This window comes from Dryocola boscaweniae (assembly GCF_025215095.1).
GTDB lineage: Bacteria > Pseudomonadota > Gammaproteobacteria > Enterobacterales > Enterobacteriaceae > Dryocola > Dryocola boscaweniae.
Genome location: NZ_JALHAP010000080.1, coordinates 245,794 through 267,582, shown reverse-complemented (window position 1 = coordinate 267,582; position 21,789 = coordinate 245,794). Strand labels below are relative to the sequence as shown.

Here is a 21,789-nt window from a genome sequence, read left to right as displayed (position 1 = left end):
CCGGAAGGGCTTTTTTTATATCAGCGCCAGCATCCCAAAAATCACCCCGCTTAACATCACCAGTCCACCGGTAAGCCACAGCGCTTTCGCCGGGAATGCTTTGTGCAGCATGATAAGGGACGGCAGGCTTACGGCTGGCAGCGTTATCAGCAGCGCCAGAGCAGGCGCGGCGCCCATTCCCGCCAGCATCATGGTTTGAATAATCGGAATTTCGGCGGCGGTTGGGATGACAAACAGGCAACCGGCAATCGCCATCGCAATCACCCAAAATAAAGTGTTATCCACCGCGCCATCGGCGTGCGGGAACAGCCATACGCGAGCTGCGCCAAGCGCCAGAACGGCAATGATATAAACCGGGATAGTGCTCCAGAACAGGCTCCATAGCGCTTTCATCCAGCGTTGCAGGAAAGGGCCCTGCGGTTGCATCGTCTCGGTGGGAGAAGGCATGTCCGTGGTTTGAGGTTTGTCCTTTACCCAAAGCTGCACAAGCGTTGCCACGCCCAGCACCGTCACGATACTGGCGGCCAGACGAATCAGGGCAAAATGCCAGCCCAGAACAAAGCCCATAAAGACCAGCGTGGCCGGGTTCAGTAGCGGATTGCCTAACCAGAATGCCAGCGCTCCGCCCATCGAAACCGACTGGCGGCGCATTCCGGCAGCGACGGGCGCCGCACAGCAGGTGCACATCATGCCCGGCAGCGAAAAGAGCGTTCCAAACAGCGTGCCGCTAAAGCGCGGCTGGCCGAGCGTGCGCAGCAGCCAGTCTTTTGGAATCAAGACCTGAATCAAAGAGCCTAAAATCACCCCCAGCACCGCGGCTTTCCAGACGGCGAGGAAATAGACCATCGCGTAATCCCAGGCGGCTTTAAGCGGATTCACTTCCTGCTGCGCAATAATCGATTTGCCGATGCTGTGCGTTTCGGCGGCGGTGAAGGCTTTACCGTAATACGGCTGCCATTTCACCATCCACAGCCCGACAATCACAACCGCGAAAAACAGCGCTGGTTTCCACCAGGCGAACGATGTCTCACTCACCCGTTGCGAAATTTGAGTTTGCATGAAAAGTTACCCTGCGAGTAATAAGCGCTATAGATTTATTTATTGGCGCTAATACTACGCTTCTTGTAAGGGTATTGGAAAGCAGCGGTTAATAAACCGGCGTATGCGCCGCAATTTCTCGTAGCTGACCCGAGTCGAGGATCGCCACGCCGCCATGCGAAGGTGAAAGAGCCTCATGCAGCATCGCCCGCGCGACATCTCTGGCCTCAATAGATTTCCATTTGCCCGGCATAATTTTAAATAGCGGCGCAAAGAAGGATTCGTTAAAGCGCTGCGATTCACGATGCCCCAGCAGCATGGAAGGTCGAGCGATGGTCAGTCTTGGCCAGTTCTGGGCTATCAACGCCTCTTCCATTTTTCCTTTTACGCGGTTGTAGAAGAACGGCGATTTGCTGCTTGCGCCAATCGCGCTGACGACCAGCATATGTCTGGCGCCCAGACGCTGCCCCGTCAGGGCGGTATCGACCACCAGCGTGTAATCGGCCAGTACAAAAGCTTCTTTGCTGCCCGCCTCTCGCATCGTCGTGCCAAGACAGCAGAAAACGAGATCCACCGGCTCGGTGAGCTGTGCCAGCGCATCGCTAAGCTGCGGATCGTGAGGATTAAACATTTTACGCATCGGGGGCAGCGGACGGCGCGTAGCAGCCACAATGTTTGTGACCCGCGGTTCGTCGTTGAGCAGGCGTAATAAATGCCCGCCGACCAGTCCTGTCGCCCCAGTAATTAATGCCCGGCTCATGGAAGCTCCTTTATCAGATGAATCTAAGTCTAGTCCGTTCGCTTGCAAAGTCTGCCCCGTAGGCCAGGCTTAAGCACTGGAACGACAAAAAACGGAGGAACTATGAGCAAGAAGATCGCAGTCTTGATCACTGACGAGTTTGAGGATTCTGAGTTTACCTCTCCTGCAGAGGCCTATCGTAAAGCCGGTCATGAGGTGATTACGATTGAGAAGCAGGCGGGTAAAACGGTAACCGGTAAAAAAGGTGAGGCAAAGGTTACTATCGATAAGGCCATCGATGAGGTGAGACCGGCTGATTTCGATGCGCTTCTGCTGCCCGGCGGGCATTCCCCTGACAGCCTGCGCGGCGATGAACGTTTCGTCACTTTTACGCGCGATTTTGTGAACAGCGGCAAACCCGTTTTTGCTATTTGCCACGGCCCGCAGCTTTTAATCAGCGCCGACGTTGTTCGCGGGCGCAAGCTTACCGCCGTGAAACCTATCGTTATTGATGTGAAAAATGCCGGGGCCGACTTTTACGATAAAGAAGTCGTGGTCGATAAGGATCAGCTAGTTACCAGCCGTACCCCGGACGATTTACCGGCCTTTAACCGCGAAGCGCTGCGCCTGTTAGGGAGCTAGCTTTCACGCAGCCAGTGTAGTTTTTTACCAAAACCGAGAGTGTTGTCTGTCATTTTCAACTCGTCGAGTTGAATTTCCCACACGGGCGCAGTCATCACTCTCGCCACCGGAAAGCGTTTGTAATAAAGGTTACGAACGCTTGCCGCTTCGCTTTCTTCCAGCATATGAACTTTTCCGCGAAACTGAACGCCGCGAATCAGCGCTACGGTTTTTGGCTGTCCGTTTACCGTGCCCGCTACGGCCGATCCTTTGCCAATTAACTCGCCGTGTCGGGAGTGAGCTTCGGTCAGCAGATAAAATGCTATGCGCTGAGGATCGTAGTAATAGAAGGCGTTAGCGCACCATAAATCTTCATTACCGCCTACGCAGTAGGTAAGAACGTGCTGTTTATTCAGCCAGCGGCTGATGGCATCAAGTGTTTCCATGGGCAACCTGAACAGTGGTACTCTGCAAATAATTTCAACTATGCGCTTGTTCTATGTCACCCTGGTATCTTTACTTAATTCGCACCCTCGATAACCGTTTATATACCGGCATCACGACAGATGTGGAACGCCGCTTCGGGCAACATCAGGCCGGGAAAGGGGCGAAAGCTTTGCGTGGCAAGGGTGAACTCAAGCTGGCATTTAGCCGCCTGGTGGGCGATCGTTCGTGCGCATTACGACTGGAATACCGCATTAAGCAGTTAACTAAAACGCAAAAAGAACGCCTGGTGAACGGCAGTTTGTCTTTTGAAGACCTGCTGGCAGATCTTCAAAAGAGCTGAACTTAAAACTCGCGGTTAAAGTGCTCGTGATATTCCACTAAGCCACTCACGCCGTTTAGCGCATCCGTCGCCAGCGGATGGACCAGGAAGCTGGCTTCGGTATCAGGCCAGGTGCTGCGCAGGCCATACTGAGCCGCAGGCACAAAGCCCAGGCGACGGTACATGTCAGGCTCGCCCAGCGCCACAACGGCGGCGTATCCGAATTCATTAAGCGAATCCAGGCCTTCGTAAACCAGTTTTTTCGCCAGCCCCTGGCCGCGATAAGCTTCTTCTACCGCTAAAGGCGCAAGCCCCACCCACTGCAGCTCTTCACCTTCCACCGCAACCGGGCTGAACGCGACATAACCCACGACCTGACCTTCGTCATCCGTGGCGACCAGGCCAAGCGTTAACAGGCCGTCTTCTCGTAAATCTTTGACCAGATCCGCTTCGCCGCTACCGTTAAAGGCGCGGCGCAGCAAGGCGTCGATACCTGGGGCATCAATGGGTATTTCTACACGAATTAACATGGCTCACCTACCGAGTTACTTTCTGGAGCAGGTTTGTATTGCATCCCCGCTTCGACGAAATCCGCCAGTTGCAGCAGCCCAATGCGCAAAGGTTTAGGCATTGCGTCCAGCTCAATGGCATCCATCAGGTTTTTGACGTACAGACCGAGTTCGGTATCGCCTTCGATGACCAGGCGACGCTGGAAGAATAACGTGTCCGGGTCCTGTTTGCGCGCGGCAATCATTAAGAGATCGTTGGCTGTCGCGCTAAAACTGACGTCGGCTGGCGCATCTTCGCAAACGACCAGTTTGTTATCCTGCACCGAGGTAAACCACCTCAGACCAAGATCGCGTACTTCGATGCTCAGCCAGCGCTCTTCCAGAAACTCAAGTTCGCCATCCTCAAGCGCCTGACGGAATTGCCAGCCAAGCACCTGTTCAAGGATTTGACGCTTCAGAGCAAAGGGCGTCAGTTTGACTGGAGTTCGCAATAAAGACGGGCCAACCTGTACCAGACGAGAACGCAGTTTATCCAACACGAGCTTTACTCCTTGAGAAAAATTTTCGCTATTTTGCCATACCCGTCGATCTCTGTAGCGGGGCAAATCAACAATTGCTCAGGTTTCATCTACCCCCAATGGATGCCATCAATACGCCATTAGCTGCCTTAAATCAAAATTTGTCGCGGACAGGTTAACTAAAATCCCAGTTCGTTAACAATTTTGCGGCCCTCCCCTGGCTGCGCGGGCTACCTGATAAGGTACCCAATGATGCAGGATAAATTATGGAGTTGCTTTGCCCTGCCGGAAATTTACCGGCGCTGAAAGCGGCCATCGATAATGGTGCCGACGCGGTTTATATCGGTCTGAAAGATGACACTAACGCCCGCCATTTTGCTGGACTGAATTTCACGGAAAAGAAACTACAGGAAGCGGTTAGCTATGTGCACCAGCGTGGCCGCAAGCTGCACATCGCCATCAATACTTTTGCGCATCCTGACGGTTATGTTCGCTGGCAGCGCGCTGTGGATATGGCAGCACAACTGGGCGCCGATGCCCTGATTCTTGCAGACCTGGCCATGCTTGAGTATGCCGCAGAGCGCTATCCGCATATTGAGCGCCACGTCTCGGTTCAGGCCTCCGCCACCAATGAAGAAGCCATTCGCTTCTATCATCGCAATTTTGACGTGGCCCGCGTCGTGCTGCCACGCGTGTTATCCATTCATCAGGTTAAGCAGTTAGCCCGTGTGACGCCCGTTCCGCTGGAAGTGTTTGCCTTCGGTAGCCTGTGCATTATGGCCGAAGGCCGCTGCTATCTTTCCTCTTATCTGACCGGTGAATCTCCAAATACCGTCGGCGCCTGCTCTCCGGCGCGTTTTGTACGCTGGCAGCAAACGCCCCAGGGGCTGGAGTCGCGCCTTAACGACGTGCTGATCGACAGGTATCAGGACGGCGAAAACGCTGGTTATCCAACGCTGTGCAAAGGCCGCTATCTGGTAGACGACCAGAAATATCACGCTCTTGAAGAGCCCACCAGCCTGAATACGCTTGAGCTGCTGCCTGAACTGTACGCGGCCAATATTGCGTCGGTGAAAATCGAAGGCCGCCAGCGTAGCCCGGCTTATGTCAGCCAGGTCGCCAAAGTCTGGCGTCAGGCCATCGACCGCTGCATGGCCGACCCGGAAAACTATCGTGCGCAGCCAGCCTGGATGGACGCGCTCGGCGCGATGGCGGAAGGCACGCAAACCACTCTCGGCGCATATCACCGTAAATGGCAGTAGGAAATCAGATGAAATATTCATTAGGGCCGGTGCTGTACTACTGGCCGAAAGAGACGCTGGAAAGCTTTTACCAGGCCGCGGTTAAAAGCAGCGCCGATGTGATTTACCTCGGTGAAGCCGTGTGCAGCAAGCGCCGTGCAACAAAAACGGCTGACTGGCTGGCGATGGCGAAAATGCTGGCGGGCCAGGGTAAACAGGTCGTTCTCTCCACGCTCGCGCTAGTGCAGGCGCCTTCTGAGCTGAGCGAGCTAAAGCGCTATGTCGATAACGGCGAGTTTCTGATTGAAGCCAACGATATTGGCGCAGTGAACGTGGCTGCGGAGCGCAAGCTGCCGTTTGTCGCAGGCCATGCGCTTAACTGTTATAACGCGGTCACCCTGCGTTTGCTTCTCAAACAGGGCATGACGCGCTGGTGCATGCCGGTTGAGCTTTCACGCGACTGGCTGGTAAATTTGCTCAATCAGTGCGATGAGCTGGGCATTCGCAATCAGTTCGAAGTGGAGGTGCTGAGCTATGGCCATCTGCCGCTCGCTTATTCCGCCCGCTGCTTTACCGCTCGCTCTGAAGATCGCCCAAAAGACGAATGTGAAACCTGCTGCATCAAATATCCGACCGGACGCAATATGCTTTCCCAGGAAAATCAGCAGGTTTTTGTGCTTAACGGCATTCAGACCATGAGCGGGTACGTCTATAACCTTGGCAACGAGCTGGCCTCCATGAAGGGCCTGGTGGATATGGTTCGCCTGTCGCCGATGGGCATGGAGACGTTGCAAGTGCTGGAAACTTTCCGCGCCAATGAAAACGGTTCAACCCCGCTGAAACTCACTTCGCACAGCGATTGCAACGGCTACTGGCGACGGGTCGCGGGGCTGGAGCTGATTGACCACGCCTGAGAAAAGGCTCACTTTGTTACTTAATTGTTGAAGATTCTGCGCAATACTGAGGCTAATTATCAGCAAACGAAGTTACCCACTTCGTCTAACAAAGTGAGCCGTTATGTCTGACACTACTCAAGTTCCTTTTTCGCTACTCGACCTGTCCCCAATCCCGCAAGGTTCGCAGGCTGCAGACGCGTTCCATCGTTCTTTGGATCTCGCACGCCTGGCTGAAAAGCGCGGCTATCATCGTTACTGGCTGGCCGAGCACCACAATATGACCGGCATCGCCAGCGCGGCCACGTCGGTCCTGATTGGCTATCTTGCGGCGAATACCCAAACGCTGCGTCTGGGTTCCGGCGGCGTGATGCTGCCCAACCACTCGCCATTAGTGATTGCCGAGCAGTTTGGCACGCTTGAAACGCTCTATCCGGGACGAATCGATCTCGGCCTGGGACGCGCGCCGGGGAGCGACCAGCGAACAATGATGGCGCTGCGTCGACATATGAGTGGCGATATCGATAATTTCCCCCGTGATGTAAGCGAACTGGTGTCGTGGTTTGATGCGACAGACCCGAATCCGGCCGTACGCCCTGTTCCTGGCTATAACACGAAGGTTCCGGTCTGGCTGCTGGGTTCCAGCCTTTACAGCGCGCAACTGGCCGCACAGCTTGGGCTACCGTTTGCCTTCGCTTCGCACTTCGCCCCGGATATGCTTTTCCAGGCGCTGCAGCTTTATCGCGCCCAGTTCAAACCGTCCGATCGGCTGGAAAAACCGTACGCTATGGTCTGCATTAATATCATCGCGGCAGACAGCAATCGCGATGCGGAATTCTTGTTTACCTCAATGCAGCAGGCTTTCGTAAAACTGCGCCGCGGCGAGAGCGGACAGCTTCCGGCGCCTGTTGAGGATATGGAGAATTTCTGGAGCCCGGCGGAACAGTATGGCGTGCAGCAGGCGCTGAGCATGTCGTTGGTGGGCGATAAAGCGAAGGTGCGCCACGGGCTGATTTCACTGCTGCGGGAGACCCAGGCCGACGAAATCATGGTTAACGGACAAATCTTTGATAGCCAGGCGCGACTACATTCGTTCGACCTGGCAATGGATGTGCACAAGAGTTTGTAGTTCGTAGGTCTCGTAGGGTGGATAAGCGCAAGCGCCATCCACCTTTTTTTGTCGGGTGACGCTGCCGCTTACCCGACCTACAACTACAACTCATTGATAGACAGGCAATAAATTAAAGCTCGAAAGAATATGAATTACCGCATTGCCGACCCCGAAGAGCACAATCAGCGCAATCATTTTATTTCCGCCCCATACCCGGTAAATCGGGCTGCCGAACTTACGTCTTGAAGCTTTAGCCAGCAAAGCGGGCACAATAGCGGCCCAGACAGTGGCGGCCAGCCCCGCAAAGCCAATCGCGTAGATAAAACCGTCAGGCCAAATCACACCGCCCAGCATTGGCGGGATAAAGGTGACCAGCGCCGTTTTCAGGCGGTCTTTCGGGCTGTCGTCAAATTTAAACAAGTCAGCCAGGTAATCGAACAGGCCAAGGGTCACGCCGAGGAATGAACTGGCAACGGCAAAATTAGAAAAAACGATCAGCAGCAAATCCAGCGCGCGGCTGTTCAGCACGCCGCTTAACGCCTGCACCAGCACGTCGATATTGCCGCCTTTATCAGCGATGGCAATAAAGTCGCCCCGTGGAATATTGCCCATGCTGCCCACCAGCCAGATGACATACAGCACAAGTGCCATCCCCGTGCCCCAAATAAGGCAGCGCTTGATGGTTTGCGGATTTTTGCCGTAATACTTCATCAGACTAGGCACGTTGCCGTGATAGCCAAAAGAGGCGAGGCAGAACGGCAGCGTCATAAACAGATACGGCAGATAGCTCGGGTTGACTGATTTGCTGTCCAGCAGCGTAGCCGGTTCGACATGCCACATCAGGCCGCCGAACGTCATAAAGAATGTGAGAATTTTTGCGCCCAGAACAATGGTCGTCATGCGGCTTACCGCACGCGTGCTAAGCCAGACGATAAACGCCACCACAAGGGCAAAAATCAGCCCGGCAAATCTCGCGGGAAACTCGATGGACATTTCACTTAACGTGTGGTGAATAACCGAGCCGCTCGCCGAGATATACGCATAGGTGAGGATATAGAGCACGAAAGCGATGGAAAGTCCGTTGATCAGGTTCCAGCCCTTGCCCAGCAGATCTTTTGTAACCGTGTCAAAACTTGCGCCGACACGGTAGTTGAGGTTGGCTTCCAGAATCATCAGGCCGGAATGGAGCATGCAAAACCAGGTAAAGACGAGCGCTGCGAGTGACCAGAAGAACCAGCTACCCGCCATCACAACCGGAAGTGAAAACATGCCCGCGCCAATAATAGTGCCACCAATTATCATCACGCCGCCGAGAATAGAAGGCGAGGCTTTGGTGGTCGATAAGGTTGCCATACGAATTCCTGAACTTAAACAGGCCGCCAGAGTGACGGCTTAACTACGGGATATTGTACCAGTACACGAGTACATTTTGGATAAAAAAAATCCCGGTATGGTTAACCGGGACTTTTATTACTGCCTGCGCGGTAAACGCAGGCATAAACTTTGGCAATTATGCTTCAGTTGAACGACGACGAGCAGGTGCTGCGCCATCTTCACGACGTGGGCCACGACCGCCTTCGCGACGTTCGCCGCTAAAGCTACGACCAGCGCCAGCGCCTGCCGGGCCATCGCGACGTGGACCGCGTCCGCCTTCACGACGCTCACCGCCGCCGAAACCACGACCAGCACCGCCGCCACGGCGTTCGCCACCGCGGTCAGTACGTGGCTGCGCATCACCCATCAGTTGCATATTCATCGGCTTGTTCAGAATACGAGTACGGGTAAAGTGCTGCAGGATTTCACCCGGCATGCCTTTTGGCAGCTCGATAGTGGAGTGAGTACCGAACAGTTTGATGTTACCGATGTAACGGCTGCTGATGTCGCCTTCATTAGCAATCGCGCCAACGATATGACGAACTTCGACGCCATCATCACGGCCAACTTCAATGCGGTACAGTTCCATATCGCCAACGTCACGACGTTCGCGACGAGCTGGCGCATCGCCATCACGCTGTGGACGGTCGCCACGTGGAGCGCGATCGCCGCGTGGAGCACGGTCGCCGCGTTCAAAACGCTCATCACGCTCGCGGAATTCACGACGTGGACGCATCGGCGCATCTGGTGGCAGGATCAGCGGACGTTCGCCCTGTGCCATTTTCAGCAGCGCCGCCGCCAGCGTTTCTATATCCAGCTCTTCTTCAGCAGAAGGCTGAATTTTTGCCAGCAGACCGCGATACAGATCCAGATCGCTGCTTTCGAGCTGCTGCTGAACTTTAGCAGCAAACTTAGCCAGACGACGCTCGCTCAGCAGTTCGCGGTTAGGCAGCTCTACTTCAGGGATCGTCAGCTTCATGGTGCGTTCGATGTTGCGCAGCAGACGACGCTCGCGGTTCTCAACGAACAGCAGCGCACGGCCAGCACGACCCGCACGGCCGGTACGACCGATACGGTGAACGTATGATTCAGAGTCCATCGGGATGTCGTAGTTAACAACCAGGCTGATACGCTCAACGTCCAGGCCACGGGCCGCAACGTCGGTTGCAATCAGGATGTCCAGACGACCGTCTTTCAGACGCTCCAGAGTCTGCTCACGCAGAGCCTGGTTCATGTCACCGTTCAGAGCCGCGCTGTTATAACCGCTGCGCTCCAGCGCTTCAGCCACTTCCAGGGTTGCGTTTTTGGTACGTACGAAAATAATCGCCGCATCAAAATCTTCTGCTTCCAGGAAACGCACCAGCGCTTCGTTTTTACGCATACCGTGCACGGTCCAGTAGCTCTGGCTGATGTCCGGACGCGTGGTGACGCTTGACTGAATGCGTACTTCCTGCGGCTCTTTCATAAAGCGACGGGTAATACGACGGATAGCCTCTGGCATTGTTGCAGAGAACAGCGCGGTCTGATGACCTTCCGGGATCTGCGCCATGATGGTTTCAACGTCTTCGATGAAGCCCATACGCAGCATTTCATCCGCTTCGTCCAGCACCAGACCTTTCAGATTGGACAGGTTCAGCGTACCGCGTTTTAAGTGATCGAGCAGGCGACCTGGGGTACCAACAACAATTTGTGGTCCCTGACGCAGGGCGCGTAATTGCACGTCATAACGCTGGCCGCCGTAAAGGGCTACAACGTTTACGCCGTGCATATGTTTAGAGAAATCCGTCATGGCTTCGGCAACCTGAACCGCCAGTTCGCGGGTCGGCGCCAGCACCAGAATTTGTGGTGCTTTCAGCTCAGGAGAAAGATTGTGCAGCAGCGGTAAAGAGAAGGCTGCTGTTTTGCCGCTACCCGTCTGGGCCATACCCAGAACATCGCGGCCACCCAGCAGATGTGGAATACACTCTGCCTGGATTGGAGATGGCTTTTCGTAGCCCAGATCGTTCAGGGCCTGAAGGATGGAGGCGTTCAGCCCCAGATCAGAAAAAGTGGTTTCGATAATATCAGTCATGTAGTACATGTGCCTCGTTGATGGCGGCCAGTCTACATAACTCATCGTGAAATTGATCTGCAATTTTCATTGAAAAGTGTGAACCGGCTCAAATTTGGTTGATTAACGAACAAAAACGCCCTCACCCGTCAAGGTGATGACTTTAATGATTAAAGTTTATGGGCTGATCGTTGTTCGTCAGCTATTGCTGGTCCGATTCTGCCAGGTCATCTTGCTCCTGGCCCAAGAGCGCTAATTCCAACAATGCATAACGATGCTCAACGTAGTTGTGTACGTTGTTAGCGACCGCTAACTTGAACAGTGCCGTGGCGCTGTCCTTTTCCCCCAGACTTAGGTAGTACTTACCTAAATAGAAGTTGGTTTCACTGAGATGCTCAGCGAGCGAGGTGTTATCCGTTGCGTCCGCCTTGAGGCGTTCCATTAACGTTTTTTCGTTAATGTTCCCCAGGTAGAACTCGACAATGTTCCATCCCCATTGCTCTTTATCCGATTTATCGAGGCGCTGTTGTAACGCCACTTTGGCCTGTTTAGCGTCGATATTGTTTTCGGCAATATAGAGCCACAGACTGCGGAACGGATCATTGGGATCGTCTTGATAAAACGCTAGCAGATCATCTTGCGCTAAACGATAACGACCACCGTAATAGAGGGCGATACCGCGATTTAAGTGCGCGTAGTTGTAAGTTGGATCAAGCTCAAGTACAGAATCAAACGCTTCATAGGCAGCATCAAAATTGCCTGCCTGCGTTAAATATATACCTAAGTAATTGAATACTTCAGGCATATCGGGGCGGATTGCCAACGCTTGTGAAAAATCATTTCGCGCCAGAGCCCGCAAGCCGAGGCTATCATACAACACTCCGCGCTCATATAAAAGCTGTGCGCGTTCATCATCGGTTAAAGCCCGACTGGCAAGTATCTGTTCCATGCGCGCCAGAATGACTTCTTGCTGCAAAGTCGGTTGCAGTGGCACCGCCAGGACTTCGCTTTTACGCCAGGCAGAGTTGCTGCATCCTGCCAGCGTGAGAGCTGTCGCAACGAAACACCAGCGCAAAAAAGGCTTCATTTCCCACTCCCGAAGACAACAATTGAATGAACATCCTGTCCGCCGGCTGCTAAAACGGAGCATCCTGCTCCGTAATAAACAGCTCTCCATGTCACCATGGAGAGCTCAATCGGTAAAGATTACTCAGCTTCCGGGGCAGCTGGCGCTGCATCTTCAGCCGGGGATTGCTCGGTTGCTTCTTTGATGCTTAAACGGACACGGCCCTGACGGTCAACTTCCAGAACTTTAACTGGAACTTCCTGACCCATCTGCAGATAGTCGGTCACTTTCTCTACGCGTTTGTCAGCGATTTGAGAGATGTGCACCAGACCTTCTTTACCGCCGCCGATGGCAACGAATGCGCCGAAATCAACGATACGAGTGACTTTACCGTTATAGATACGGCCCACTTCAATTTCAGCGGTGATCTCTTCGATACGGCGGATAGCGTGTTTCGCTTTGTCGCCATCGGTCGCCGCGATCTTCACGGTGCCGTCATCTTCGATTTCGATGGTGGTGCCCGTTTCTTCAGTCAGCGCACGAATCACAGAACCGCCCTTACCGATCACGTCTTTGATCTTGTCTGGGTTGATCTTGATGGTGTGAATACGTGGAGCGAATTCAGAGATGTCGCCGCGCGGAGCATTGATAGCCTGTTCCATCACGCCAAGGATATGCAGACGCGCGCCTTTAGCCTGATTCAGAGCCACCTGCATGATTTCGCGGGTGATGCCTTCGATTTTGATATCCATCTGCAGAGCAGAAATACCTTCGCGGCTACCGGCAACTTTAAAGTCCATATCACCCAGGTGATCTTCGTCACCCAGAATGTCAGACAGAACAACAAAGTTGTCGCCTTCTTTCACAAGGCCCATTGCAATACCCGCTACCGCGGCTTTGATTGGCACGCCTGCGTCCATCAGCGCCAGAGAAGCGCCACAAACGGAAGCCATGGAAGAAGAACCGTTGGATTCAGTAATTTCTGACACTACACGCACGGTGTATGGGAAGCGATCGGCTTCCGGCATAACAGCCAGCACGCCACGCTTAGCCAGACGACCATGGCCAATCTCACGACGCTTAGGAGAACCAACCATGCCGGTTTCACCTACAGAGTACGGAGGGAAGTTGTAGTGGAACAGGAAGTTGTCGGTACGTTCGCCCATCAACTCGTCCAGGTTCTGCGCGTCACGGGCGGTGCCCAGAGTCGCGGTAACCAGCGCCTGAGTTTCGCCACGGGTGAACAGTGCAGAACCGTGAGTACGCGGCAGCACGCCAGTACGCACGTCCAGACCACGGATCATGTCTTTTTCGCGGCCATCGATACGCAGTTCGCCAGCCAGAATACGGCTACGAACAACGTTTTTCTCGATAGCGTGCAGGATATCGCTCAGTTCGCCAGCATCAAGGGATTCGTCTTCTGCGGACAAAGCAGCAATAACGTCGGATTTGATGACGTCGACTTGTGCATAACGTTCTTGCTTATCAGTAATACGGTAAGCATCGCTCAGACGGGCTTCAGCAAGCGCTGCAACGCGCGCGTTCAGCGCTTCGTTAACGGCTTCTGGCTGCCAGTCCCAACGTGGTTTGCCCGCTTCGGCAACCAGGGAGTTGATGTTCTCAATAACAACCTGCTGTTGTTCGTGGCCGAATACGACCGCGCCCAGCATTTGGTCTTCGCTCAGCAGTTCTGCTTCGGACTCAACCATCAGCACAGCGCCTTCGGTACCGGCAACAACCAGATCCAGCTTGCTGGTTTTCAGTTCGTCTGCAGTTGGGTTCAGCACGTACTGGTCGTTGATGTAACCCACGCGAGCGGCGCCAATTGGACCATTAAATGGAATACCAGACAGGCTCAGCGCGGCAGAAGCGCCGATCATGGCAACGATATCAGGGTGAACCTGTGGGTTTACGGAAACCACGGTTGCAATAACCTGCACTTCGTTAACAAAACCTTCAGGGAATAGCGGACGCACCGGGCGGTCAATCAGACGCGCGATCAGCGTTTCGCCTTCGCTTGGACGGCCTTCACGACGGAAGAAACTGCCTGGGATACGGCCAGCAGCGTAAGTACGCTCCTGATAGTTAACGGTCAGTGGGAAAAAGTCCTGACCTGCTTTAGCTTTTTTCTGACCTACTACGGTCACGAATACTGCAGTGTCGTCCATGCTTACCATTACTGCTGCGGTAGCCTGGCGCGCCATCATACCGGTCTCTAATGTGACCGTATGCTGACCGTACTGAAATTTACGAACGATCGGATTTAGCAAGATTATATCCTTTAGATTCTTAGGCTTCCGGTGACTTCACGCGGCGCCGTTATGACCCGACCTCTATCGCATCCTCGCGACTAATGACAACCCTGACCCGCTCATGCGGATAAAGCCTCTCATTAGCCGCGCGAACCTCTGCAACAAAGATCACACTCAGCAACAATACATTAGTTTGCATAGAATTGCTGCCGTCAGGTTGAAAAAAGGGGCCTTAACAGGCCCCTTTTTCTGAAACTCGCAAGACTTAGCGACGCAGACCCAGACGCTCGATCAGGCTGGTGTAACGTGCTACATCTTTACGCTTCAGGTAGTCGAGCAGTTTACGACGCTGAGAAACCATGCGCAGCAGACCACGACGGCTGTGGTGATCTTTTTTGTGCTCTGCAAAGTGGCCCTGCAGGTGGTTAATCTGTGCGGTCAGCAGCGCAACCTGAACTTCGGTAGAACCGCTGTCGTTAGTACCACGACCGAACTCGGAAACGATTTTAGCTTTAGCTTCAACGCTTAGAGACATTTTCAACTCCAAAAATTATAGATAAATAAACAGGGTGCCGATCTCTAATTCAGCAACCCCAGTGCACACCGGGTAAATTGTTAAACAACTGACCAGATGCTAAGCCGCGCTATTTTACCTGTAGCAACCTGTTACCGCAAGGTAACTCCAGTTCTCAGATAGGGTATTCCACGACCAGACGACGGGGGGCAACGCGCCCATCATCATCTATTTCAGCCATGCCGATGAATTTTGCTTCCTCGCCTTCGGTGACGCGAACCAGCCCTTCGGCAGGTACGTCAGCAACTTGCACCGGCTGACCATTTTTGAAATAGCCTGCCACGACAGATGATAAATTCACGACCGGGAAGTCGGATGCAGGACTGTCCATTGGCATCAGAAGCGGATCCAACAGCACTGATGGATCAATTTCCTGCTGCTGCGCCTGCTCAAGAAGCTCGTTCAGCTTTTCAAGAGTCACCATACGTTCAACGGGATATTTGCTCACGGCCAGACGACGCAGGAAAGTCACATGCGCGCCACAGCCCAGTTTTTCACCCAGATCGTCAGTAATGGTCCGGATGTAAGTCCCTTTTGAACAGTGAATCTCCAGTTCAAGCTCGTTGCCTTCATGGCGAATAAACAGCAGTTCATAAACCGTAATTGGGCGAGCTTCACGCTCAACTTCAATGCCCTGACGAGCATATTCATATAGCGGCTTACCCTGATGCTTTAGCGCCGAATACATTGAAGGCACCTGCAGAGTCTCGCCACGGAAGCTTTCCAGTGCAGCCGCAAGCTCCTGCTCGCTGAACCTAACCGGGCGCTCCTGAACCACAGCGCCGTCGGCATCCGAGGTATCCGTGCGCTGTCCAAGACGGGCAATCACACGGTAGCGCTTGTCCGAATCAAGCAAATATCGCGAGAACTTTGTCGCTTCTCCCAGGCAGATCGGCAGCATGCCGGTAGCCAGCGGATCCAACGCCCCGGTATGGCCGGCACGGTTCGCGTTATAAATTCGCTTAACTTTCTGCAGGGCATCGTTTGAAGACAACCCCTGCGGCTTATCTAACAGCAATACACCATGGATATCACGACCACGACGACGAGGACGACTCATCAATCCTCCTTGCTGTCGTCCGTATTCACGCGACGCTCGTCATCGTTACGGATGACATTGGAGACCAGGTTGGACATGCGCATCCCTTCAACCAGCGAGTTATCGTAGAAGAAGGTCAGTTCAGGAACGATACGCAGGCGCATCGCTTTACCCACCAGCGTGCGGATATAGCCGGAAGCATCCTGCAGGACTTTGATGCCTTCTTTGATGGCATTTTCGTCTTTGTCGTTCAGGAAGGTAACGAACACTTTGGCATAGGCCAGATCGCGGGAAACCTCGACACCTGAAACGGTGGTCATCATGCCCAGGCGCGGATCTTTAATTTCGCGCTGCAGGATGATTGCAATTTCTTTCTGCAATTCCTGGGATACGCGCTGCGGGCGACCAAATTCTTTCGCCATAATAAATTCTCCATACAAATCGGGGGGCGCTCGGCCCCCCTTAAGATATTACCGATTACTCGGACTCTATCAGGCGATCGTACGCTGGATTTCGATGATTTCGAAGACTTCGATAACATCGCCAACGCGCACGTCGTTGTAGTTCTTAACGCCGATACCACATTCCATGCCGTTACGAACTTCGTTAGCATCATCTTTGAAGCGGCGCAGGGATTCCAGCTCGCCTTCATAGATAACCACGTTGTCACGCAGTACGCGGATTGGGTTGTGACGTTTGACCACGCCCTCGGTAACCATACAACCTGCGATGGCACCAAACTTCGGTGATTTGAACACGTCGCGAACTTCGGCAAGGCCAAGGATCTGTTGTTTGAGTTCCGGAGAGAGCATGCCGCTCATTGCCGCTTTCACTTCATCGATCAGATGATAGATGACGGAGTAATAACGCAGATCCAGGCTTTCCGCTTCGATAACGCGACGAGCAGAAGCGTCGGCACGAACGTTGAAGCCAACCAGGATAGCGTTAGAAGCCGCAGCAAGCGTTGCGTCAGTCTCAGTGATACCGCCCACGCCGGAACCAATGATTTTAACTTTCACTTCATCGGTAGACAGTTTCAGCAGGGAATCGCTGATCGCTTCCACAGAACCCTGAACATCCGCTTTCAGCACGATGTTCACTTCTGACACTTCGCCTTCGGTCATGTTGGCGAACATGTTTTCCAGTTTGGATTTCTGCTGGCGAGCCAGTTTCACTTCGCGGAATTTACCCTGACGATACAGAGCAACTTCACGGGCTTTTTTCTCGTCACGAACAACGGTAACTTCGTCACCCGCGGCAGGAACGCCGGACAGGCCGAGGATCTCAACAGGAATAGAAGGACCGGCTTCAGTCACTTCACGACCCATTTCGTCACGCATTGCGCGAACACGGCCGTATTCGAAGCCACAAAGGACGATATCGCCTTTGTTCAGAGAACCTTCGCGAACCAGAACGGTTGCTACCGGACCACGACCTTTATCCAGGAAGGATTCGATAACTACGCCGCTTGCCATGCCTGTACGCATCGCTTTCAGTTCCAGTACTTCGGCCTGCAGCAGGATCGCATCAAGCAGTTCGTCGATACCGGTACCGGCTTTCGCAGATACGTGAATGAACTGGCTTTCGCCGCCCCACTCTTCCGGCATGATGCCGTACTGGGACAGTTCTTGTTTAACGCGATCTGGATCAGCTTCTGGCTTATCGATTTTGTTTACTGCAACCACTACCGGCACCTGGGCTGCTTTCGCATGCTGGATAGCTTCGATAGTTTGCGGCATCACGCCATCGTCTGCTGCAACAACCAGAACAACGATATCCGTCGCCTGAGCGCCGCGAGCACGCATAGAAGTAAAGGCTGCGTGGCCCGGGGTATCCAGGAAGGTGATCATGCCGTTGTCGGTTTCTACATGGTATGCACCGATGTGCTGGGTAATGCCACCCGCTTCGCCGGACGCCACTTTAGTAGAACGAATGTAGTCAAGCAGAGAGGTTTTACCGTGGTCAACGTGACCCATAATGGTCACAACCGGCGCGCGCGACTCTGCCACTGCATCGGTGTCACGGTCGCTCATCAGCGCTTCTTCCAGCTCGTTTTCACGACGCAGGATAACTTTGTGGCCCATCTCTTCGGCAACCAGCTGGGCGGTTTCCTGGTCGATGACCTGGTTGATGGTCGCCATAGCACCCAGTTTCATCATCGCTTTGATGACCTGAGAACCTTTAACGGCCATTTTGTTAGCCAGTTCAGCAACGGTAACGGTTTCGCCGATTACAACGTCGCGGTTAACTGCCTGCGCAGGCTTGTTGAAGCCCTGTTGCAGGGTGCTAGGTTTACGCTTGCCTTTGCCGCCACGAACCGCTGCACGCGCTTCTTCGCGGTCAGCTTTGGATTCGCCGTGCTTGCCGCCTTTCTTCTGGCGCGGAGCTTTAGTCGCAGTAGTACGAGCACGAGTACGGCCGCCTTCTACTTCACGGTCGTTTTCGTCTTCTGCCTGGCGGGCATGCTGAGAAGTGGTTACGTGGTAATCAGTTTTATCGTCTTCCACTTTCTCTTCTTCCGTCCAGACGCCTGCGTTAGCTTCAGCCATTTTACGGGCTTCTTCCGCTACGCGACGGGCATCTTCTTCTAGTTTGCGACGGGCTTCTTCTTCCGCTTTGCGCTTAAGCTCAGCAGCTTCTGCTTCGCGGCGGGCTTTATCGGCCTGGGCGCTTTTCGTCATATCGTCAGATTGTTGATTGCTCACTTTGTCTTTTTCCGCAGCTTCACGTTTCGCTTTATCAGCGGCTTCACGCTTAGCTTTTTCTTCAGCTTCACGTTTAGCTTTTTCTTGCGCCTGACGATTGGCAGCTTCCTGCGCCTCACGTTGGGCTTGCTCTTCCGCTTCACGCTGCGCCTGCTCAACCGCTGCGAGACGTTCAGTCTCTTGCGGATCACGTTTCACAAAGGTGCGCTTCTTGCGGACTTCGATTTGTACCGATTTACTTTTCCCACCGGTACCTGGAATGTTTAAAGTACTGCGCGTTTTGCGCTGTAATGTCAACTTGTCTGGTGCTGAACCGTGTTCACGGTTCAGGTGCGCCAGCAGGGTTTGTTTCTCTTGCGCGGAAACAGAATCATCAGCAGACTTCGGGATCCCTGCATCAGCAAATTGCTGTACCAGGCGGTCCACGGAGGTCTGAATCTCTGCGGCCAGCGCTTTTACGGTTACATCTGTCATGCTGTTCCTTCCTGCTACAGTTTATTACGCTTCGCCGCCAAACCAACAAATATTGCGAGCAGCCATAATCAATTCACCGGCTTTCTCGTTGGTTAAACCTTCAATATCTGACAGGTCATCGACACCTTGCTCAGCCAGGTCTTCCAGCGAGCTCACACCACGCGATGCCAGTTTAAAGGCCAGAGTGCGATCCATACCTTCAAGATTCAGCAGATCTTCTTGAGGTTTGCTGTCGCCAAGGCTCTCTTCCTGAGCAAGTGCCAGAGTGGTGAGGGCGTTTTTAGCGCGATCACGTAATGCTTCCACTGTGTCTTCATCAAGGCCGTCAACTTCCAACAGCTCTTTCATTGGCACGTAAGCCAGTTCTTCAAGCGTTGAGAAACCTTCTTCAACCAACACGGTGGCGAAATCCTCGTCAATGTCGAGGTACTTGGTAAAGGTATCAATGGCCGCATGTGCTTCAGCCTGATGCTTAGCTTGCAGATCGTCAACGGTCATTACGTTGAGTTCCCAGCCGCTTAGTTGTGCAGCCAGACGCACGTTTTGACCGTTACGGCCAATCGCCTGCGCCAGATTGCCTGCCTCTACCGCGATATCCATAGTGTGTTTGTCTTCATCAACCACAATGGAAGCCACATCAGCCGGGGCCATAGCGTTGATAACAAACTGCGCCGGGTTGTCGTCCCACAGCACGATATCAATACGCTCGCCACCCAGTTCAGTGGAAACTGCCTGTACGCGCGCGCCGCGCATACCGACGCAAGCACCAACCGGATCGATACGTTTGTCGTTGGTCTTCACGGCGATTTTCGCACGGGAACCCGGATCGCGGGCAGCAGCTTTAATTTCAATAACTTCTTCGCCGATTTCTGGCACTTCGATGCGGAACAGTTCAATCAGCATTTCCGGTTTGGAACGGCTGACGAAGAGCTGTGCGCCACGAGCTTCAGGGCGTACGGCATAAAGCACGCCGCGAATACGGTCGCCCGGACGGAAGTTTTCACGTGGCAGCATGTCTTCACGGATGATGACGGCTTCAGCGTTGCTCCCCAAATCCAAAGAGATATTATCGCGGTTAACTTTTTTCACCACGCCGGTGATTATCTCACCTTCGTGTTCACGGAACTGGTCCACAACCATTGCGCGTTCAGCTTCACGAACTTTTTGTACGATAACTTGCTTAGCCGTTTGCGTGGTGATGCGGTCGAAGGTCACTGATTCAATCTGGTCTTCAACGTATTCGCCTGGTTGCAGTTCAGGGTCTTCGAATTGAGCAGCGTCAAGAGTGATTTCACGTGTTGGCTGCGTCACTTCTTCTACGATGACCCAGCGGCGGAACGTGTCAAAGTCACCACTTTTGCGATCGATGCTTACACGGACATCAATCTCTTGCTCGTATTTTTTCTTCGTCGCTGTCGCCAGCGCACTTTCCAGAGCTTCAAAAATCTTCTCGCGTGGGAGGGATTTTTCGTTGGAAACTGCTTCTACAACAGCCAAAATTTCTTTGTTCATCCTGGGTTTTCACCTCAATCCAAACTATTAAAAGTGGGGTACCAGGTTCGCTTTCTGGATGTTGCTCAGTGCGAACACTTCATCTTTGCCTTCGACCGTGACCGTGATCATCTCACCCTCAACGGCTTTGATAATACCCTGCCATTTGCGACGGTTTTGCACGGCCATACGCAACACAATGCTCACTTCTTCGCCAGTATAGCGAACGTAATGTTCTGCAATAAACATCGGGCGATCGAGGCCAGGTGAGGAAACTTCAAGGTTATAGGCCACAGTGATAGGATCTTCGACGTCTAACACTGCACTGACCTGGTGACTGACATCAGCGCAATCATCAACATTGATGCCATCTTCACTATCAATATAGATGCGCAGCGTAGATTGGCGACCTCGAACGAATTCGATACCCACCAGTTCGTAGCCCAGTGCTTCGACGGGTGCTGTAATCATCTCTGTTAATTTTTGCTCTAATGTGGACAAGCCCACCCCCAAGACATAAAAAAAGGGCATATAGCCCAGTTATTCTGAAGTCAGATAACAAAAAACCCCGATAAATCGGGGCTTTATATAACTGAACCCTGTATGCCGCAATTGCGGCCCGGACACCGTCCAGAGAATTTTTTTCTAAATTCTTCGCGAGGCACCAAATGGCTCACAGTATATTTGAAAAAGAACTCTCAGGGAAAGTGGTTGCGGGGGCCGGATTTGAACCGACGACCTTCGGGTTATGAGCCCGACGAGCTACCAGGCTGCTCCACCCCGCGTCCGAAAACGTGGCAAATACTACGCCAGAATTGCAATAAATGCAAGAATTGCTGGGATTTGGTACCGAGGACGGGACTTGAACCCGTAAGCCCAATCGGGCACTACCACCTCAAGGTAGCGTGTCTACCAATTCCACCACCTCGGCACTTTGCGTACGGTCATCTTTACTACCGTACAGAAGCTTACTGCTTATTACTGTGGGATATCGCTAGTCGGCTTGGTAGGTGCCGCAGGCGTAGTCTGCTCAGATTTCGCTGGCTGACTCAGATTTTCCCACTCGCTTCCTTTACTGGTTTTGTTGCTGTTGATATTACCCAGCACAAGACTGATGATGAAGAACAGCGTTGCCAGCACAGCGGTCATGCGGGTCATGAAGTTACCAGAACCACTTGAACCGAATAACGTCCCGGAGGCGCCTGCACCGAAGGAGGCTCCCATATCAGCGCCTTTACCTTGCTGCAGCATAATAAGACCTACAAGGCCCAACGCTACAATAAGGAAAACTACCAAAAGAGCTTCGTACATAATCAACCTGTTCCTTG

General features: G+C 53.3%; 22 protein-coding genes and 2 tRNA genes. 5 read left to right on the top strand and 19 right to left on the bottom strand.

Annotated features, from left to right (window positions below):
* Nucleotides 1-15: 15 nt before the first annotated feature.
* On the bottom strand, nt 16-1,059 hold the full coding sequence (locus MUA00_RS15330; protein ID WP_271123882.1) for a permease: 1,044 nt from the start codon (nt 1,057-1,059) through the stop codon (nt 16-18).
* Between the two features lie 88 nt (nt 1,060-1,147).
* Complete coding sequence (locus tag MUA00_RS15325) at nt 1,148-1,798, bottom strand: NAD(P)H-binding protein (RefSeq protein ID WP_271123881.1); 651 nt, start codon at nt 1,796-1,798, stop codon at nt 1,148-1,150.
* 102 nt (nt 1,799-1,900) lie between these two features.
* Here MUA00_RS15325 and MUA00_RS15320 point away from each other — a divergent pair, with 102 nt between their 5' ends.
* A complete protein-coding gene (locus MUA00_RS15320; protein WP_271123880.1) occupies nt 1,901-2,419 on the top strand; it encodes a type 1 glutamine amidotransferase domain-containing protein in 519 nt (172 codons plus the stop codon).
* On the opposite strand, the gene MUA00_RS15315 is transcribed toward MUA00_RS15320, so the two are convergent.
* On the bottom strand, nt 2,416-2,844 hold the full coding sequence (locus tag MUA00_RS15315; RefSeq protein WP_271123879.1) for a YhbP family protein: 429 nt from the start codon (nt 2,842-2,844) through the stop codon (nt 2,416-2,418). The two genes, MUA00_RS15320 and MUA00_RS15315, sit on opposite strands and share 4 nt — an antisense overlap.
* A 53-nt stretch (nt 2,845-2,897) precedes the next feature.
* Between MUA00_RS15315 and MUA00_RS15310 the strand changes: the two genes are divergently transcribed.
* Nucleotides 2,898-3,185 (top strand): GIY-YIG nuclease family protein, encoded by a 288-nt coding sequence (locus MUA00_RS15310; protein ID WP_271123878.1) that lies wholly within the window; start codon nt 2,898-2,900, stop codon nt 3,183-3,185.
* Nucleotides 3,186-3,187: 2 nt separating this feature from the next.
* Here MUA00_RS15310 and MUA00_RS15305 read toward each other — a convergent pair whose 3' ends face one another.
* Entirely contained in the window at nt 3,188-3,694 is a 507-nt protein-coding gene (locus MUA00_RS15305) for a GNAT family N-acetyltransferase (protein WP_271123877.1), read from the bottom strand.
* Nucleotides 3,688-4,212, bottom strand: coding sequence for a ubiquinone anaerobic biosynthesis accessory factor UbiT (gene ubiT, locus MUA00_RS15300; RefSeq protein ID WP_271123876.1), 525 nt, complete (start codon nt 4,210-4,212; stop codon nt 3,688-3,690). Before ubiT ends, MUA00_RS15305 begins: the two co-directional genes overlap by 7 nt.
* Before the next feature lie 245 nt (nt 4,213-4,457).
* On the opposite strand from ubiT, the gene ubiU reads away from it, so the two are divergent.
* The 3 genes from ubiU (at nt 4,458) to MUA00_RS15285 (ending at nt 7,454) form a co-directional block, all read left to right on the top strand.
* Entirely contained in the window at nt 4,458-5,453 is a 996-nt protein-coding gene (gene ubiU / locus MUA00_RS15295; protein ID WP_271123875.1) for a ubiquinone anaerobic biosynthesis protein UbiU, read from the top strand.
* 8 nt (nt 5,454-5,461) lie between these two features.
* On the top strand, nt 5,462-6,346 hold the full coding sequence (locus tag MUA00_RS15290) for a U32 family peptidase (protein WP_271123874.1): 885 nt from the start codon (nt 5,462-5,464) through the stop codon (nt 6,344-6,346).
* A 103-nt stretch (nt 6,347-6,449) separates the two neighbouring features.
* Entirely contained in the window at nt 6,450-7,454 is a 1,005-nt protein-coding gene (locus MUA00_RS15285) for a luciferase-like monooxygenase (RefSeq protein WP_271123873.1), read from the top strand.
* 90 nt (nt 7,455-7,544) lie between these two features.
* On the opposite strand, the gene mtr is transcribed toward MUA00_RS15285, so the two are convergent.
* The 14 genes from mtr to secG all read right to left on the bottom strand — a co-directional run bounded on the left by mtr (nt 7,545) and on the right by secG (nt 21,772).
* Nucleotides 7,545-8,789 carry a tryptophan permease gene (mtr, locus tag MUA00_RS15280; protein WP_271123872.1) on the bottom strand — a complete coding sequence of 415 codons (1,245 nt, stop codon included), beginning with the start codon at nt 8,787-8,789 and terminating at the stop codon, nt 7,545-7,547.
* Between the two features lie 157 nt (nt 8,790-8,946).
* Nucleotides 8,947-10,881, bottom strand: coding sequence for a DEAD/DEAH family ATP-dependent RNA helicase (locus MUA00_RS15275; protein ID WP_271123957.1), 1,935 nt, complete (start codon nt 10,879-10,881; stop codon nt 8,947-8,949).
* Nucleotides 10,874-10,951, bottom strand: a complete 78-nt coding sequence (gene yrbN, locus MUA00_RS15270; RefSeq protein WP_271123956.1) for a protein YrbN — start codon at nt 10,949-10,951, stop codon at nt 10,874-10,876. Before yrbN ends, MUA00_RS15275 begins: the two co-directional genes overlap by 8 nt.
* 111 nt (nt 10,952-11,062) lie before the next feature.
* Nucleotides 11,063-11,947: a lipoprotein NlpI gene (nlpI, locus tag MUA00_RS15265; RefSeq protein ID WP_271123871.1), complete on the bottom strand. Its 885-nt coding sequence runs from the start codon at nt 11,945-11,947 to the stop codon at nt 11,063-11,065.
* A 119-nt stretch (nt 11,948-12,066) separates the two neighbouring features.
* The gene (pnp, locus tag MUA00_RS15260) at nt 12,067-14,196 is read right to left on the bottom strand and encodes a polyribonucleotide nucleotidyltransferase (protein WP_271123870.1); all 2,130 of its coding nucleotides are present in this window, start codon (nt 14,194-14,196) and stop codon (nt 12,067-12,069) included.
* Between the two features lie 247 nt (nt 14,197-14,443).
* Complete coding sequence (rpsO, locus tag MUA00_RS15255) at nt 14,444-14,713, bottom strand: 30S ribosomal protein S15 (RefSeq protein ID WP_002434239.1); 270 nt, start codon at nt 14,711-14,713, stop codon at nt 14,444-14,446.
* Between the two features lie 154 nt (nt 14,714-14,867).
* Nucleotides 14,868-15,812, bottom strand: coding sequence for a tRNA pseudouridine(55) synthase TruB (gene truB, locus MUA00_RS15250; protein WP_271123869.1), 945 nt, complete (start codon nt 15,810-15,812; stop codon nt 14,868-14,870).
* The gene (rbfA, locus tag MUA00_RS15245) at nt 15,812-16,213 is read right to left on the bottom strand and encodes a 30S ribosome-binding factor RbfA (RefSeq protein WP_271123868.1); all 402 of its coding nucleotides are present in this window, start codon (nt 16,211-16,213) and stop codon (nt 15,812-15,814) included. Before rbfA ends, truB begins: the two co-directional genes overlap by 1 nt.
* Nucleotides 16,214-16,282: 69 nt before the next feature.
* Complete coding sequence (infB, locus tag MUA00_RS15240) at nt 16,283-18,970, bottom strand: translation initiation factor IF-2 (RefSeq protein ID WP_271123867.1); 2,688 nt, start codon at nt 18,968-18,970, stop codon at nt 16,283-16,285.
* Between the two features lie 24 nt (nt 18,971-18,994).
* A complete protein-coding gene (nusA, locus tag MUA00_RS15235; protein ID WP_271123866.1) occupies nt 18,995-20,482 on the bottom strand; it encodes a transcription termination factor NusA in 1,488 nt (495 codons plus the stop codon).
* A 27-nt stretch (nt 20,483-20,509) separates the two neighbouring features.
* Nucleotides 20,510-20,962 carry a ribosome maturation factor RimP gene (gene rimP / locus MUA00_RS15230; RefSeq protein WP_271123865.1) on the bottom strand — a complete coding sequence of 151 codons (453 nt, stop codon included), beginning with the start codon at nt 20,960-20,962 and terminating at the stop codon, nt 20,510-20,512.
* A 207-nt stretch (nt 20,963-21,169) separates the two neighbouring features.
* Nucleotides 21,170-21,246: transfer RNA gene (locus MUA00_RS15225), tRNA-Met, on the bottom strand.
* 59 nt (nt 21,247-21,305) lie between these two features.
* Nucleotides 21,306-21,392 (bottom strand) — tRNA-Leu (locus MUA00_RS15220).
* A gap of 47 nt (nt 21,393-21,439) precedes the next feature.
* Nucleotides 21,440-21,772, bottom strand: coding sequence for a preprotein translocase subunit SecG (gene secG / locus MUA00_RS15215; protein ID WP_271123864.1), 333 nt, complete (start codon nt 21,770-21,772; stop codon nt 21,440-21,442).
* Nucleotides 21,773-21,789 lie beyond the last annotated feature (17 nt).

Coding starts and splice junctions, on each gene's coding strand:
- ubiU (WP_271123875.1), top strand. CDS start 4,458: ATGGAGTTGCTTTGCCCTGCCGGAAATTTACCGGCGCTGAAAGCGGCC.
- MUA00_RS15275 (WP_271123957.1), bottom strand. CDS start 10,881: ATGACTGATATTATCGAAACCACTTTTTCTGATCTGGGGCTGAACGCC.
- nlpI (WP_271123871.1), bottom strand. CDS start 11,947: ATGAAGCCTTTTTTGCGCTGGTGTTTCGTTGCGACAGCTCTCACGCTG.
- MUA00_RS15325 (WP_271123881.1), bottom strand. CDS start 1,798: ATGAGCCGGGCATTAATTACTGGGGCGACAGGACTGGTCGGCGGGCAT.
- MUA00_RS15305 (WP_271123877.1), bottom strand. CDS start 3,694: ATGTTAATTCGTGTAGAAATACCCATTGATGCCCCAGGTATCGACGCC.
- MUA00_RS15310 (WP_271123878.1), top strand. CDS start 2,898: ATGTCACCCTGGTATCTTTACTTAATTCGCACCCTCGATAACCGTTTA.
- MUA00_RS15320 (WP_271123880.1), top strand. CDS start 1,901: ATGAGCAAGAAGATCGCAGTCTTGATCACTGACGAGTTTGAGGATTCT.
- MUA00_RS15330 (WP_271123882.1), bottom strand. CDS start 1,059: ATGCAAACTCAAATTTCGCAACGGGTGAGTGAGACATCGTTCGCCTGG.
- truB (WP_271123869.1), bottom strand. CDS start 15,812: ATGAGTCGTCCTCGTCGTCGTGGTCGTGATATCCATGGTGTATTGCTG.
- rbfA (WP_271123868.1), bottom strand. CDS start 16,213: ATGGCGAAAGAATTTGGTCGCCCGCAGCGCGTATCCCAGGAATTGCAG.
- nusA (WP_271123866.1), bottom strand. CDS start 20,482: ATGAACAAAGAAATTTTGGCTGTTGTAGAAGCAGTTTCCAACGAAAAA.
- yrbN (WP_271123956.1), bottom strand. CDS start 10,951: ATGAAAATTGCAGATCAATTTCACGATGAGTTATGTAGACTGGCCGCC.
- MUA00_RS15315 (WP_271123879.1), bottom strand. CDS start 2,844: ATGGAAACACTTGATGCCATCAGCCGCTGGCTGAATAAACAGCACGTT.
- infB (WP_271123867.1), bottom strand. CDS start 18,970: ATGACAGATGTAACCGTAAAAGCGCTGGCCGCAGAGATTCAGACCTCC.
- mtr (WP_271123872.1), bottom strand. CDS start 8,789: ATGGCAACCTTATCGACCACCAAAGCCTCGCCTTCTATTCTCGGCGGC.
- MUA00_RS15285 (WP_271123873.1), top strand. CDS start 6,450: ATGTCTGACACTACTCAAGTTCCTTTTTCGCTACTCGACCTGTCCCCA.
- rpsO (WP_002434239.1), bottom strand. CDS start 14,713: ATGTCTCTAAGCGTTGAAGCTAAAGCTAAAATCGTTTCCGAGTTCGGT.
- secG (WP_271123864.1), bottom strand. CDS start 21,772: ATGTACGAAGCTCTTTTGGTAGTTTTCCTTATTGTAGCGTTGGGCCTT.
- MUA00_RS15290 (WP_271123874.1), top strand. CDS start 5,462: ATGAAATATTCATTAGGGCCGGTGCTGTACTACTGGCCGAAAGAGACG.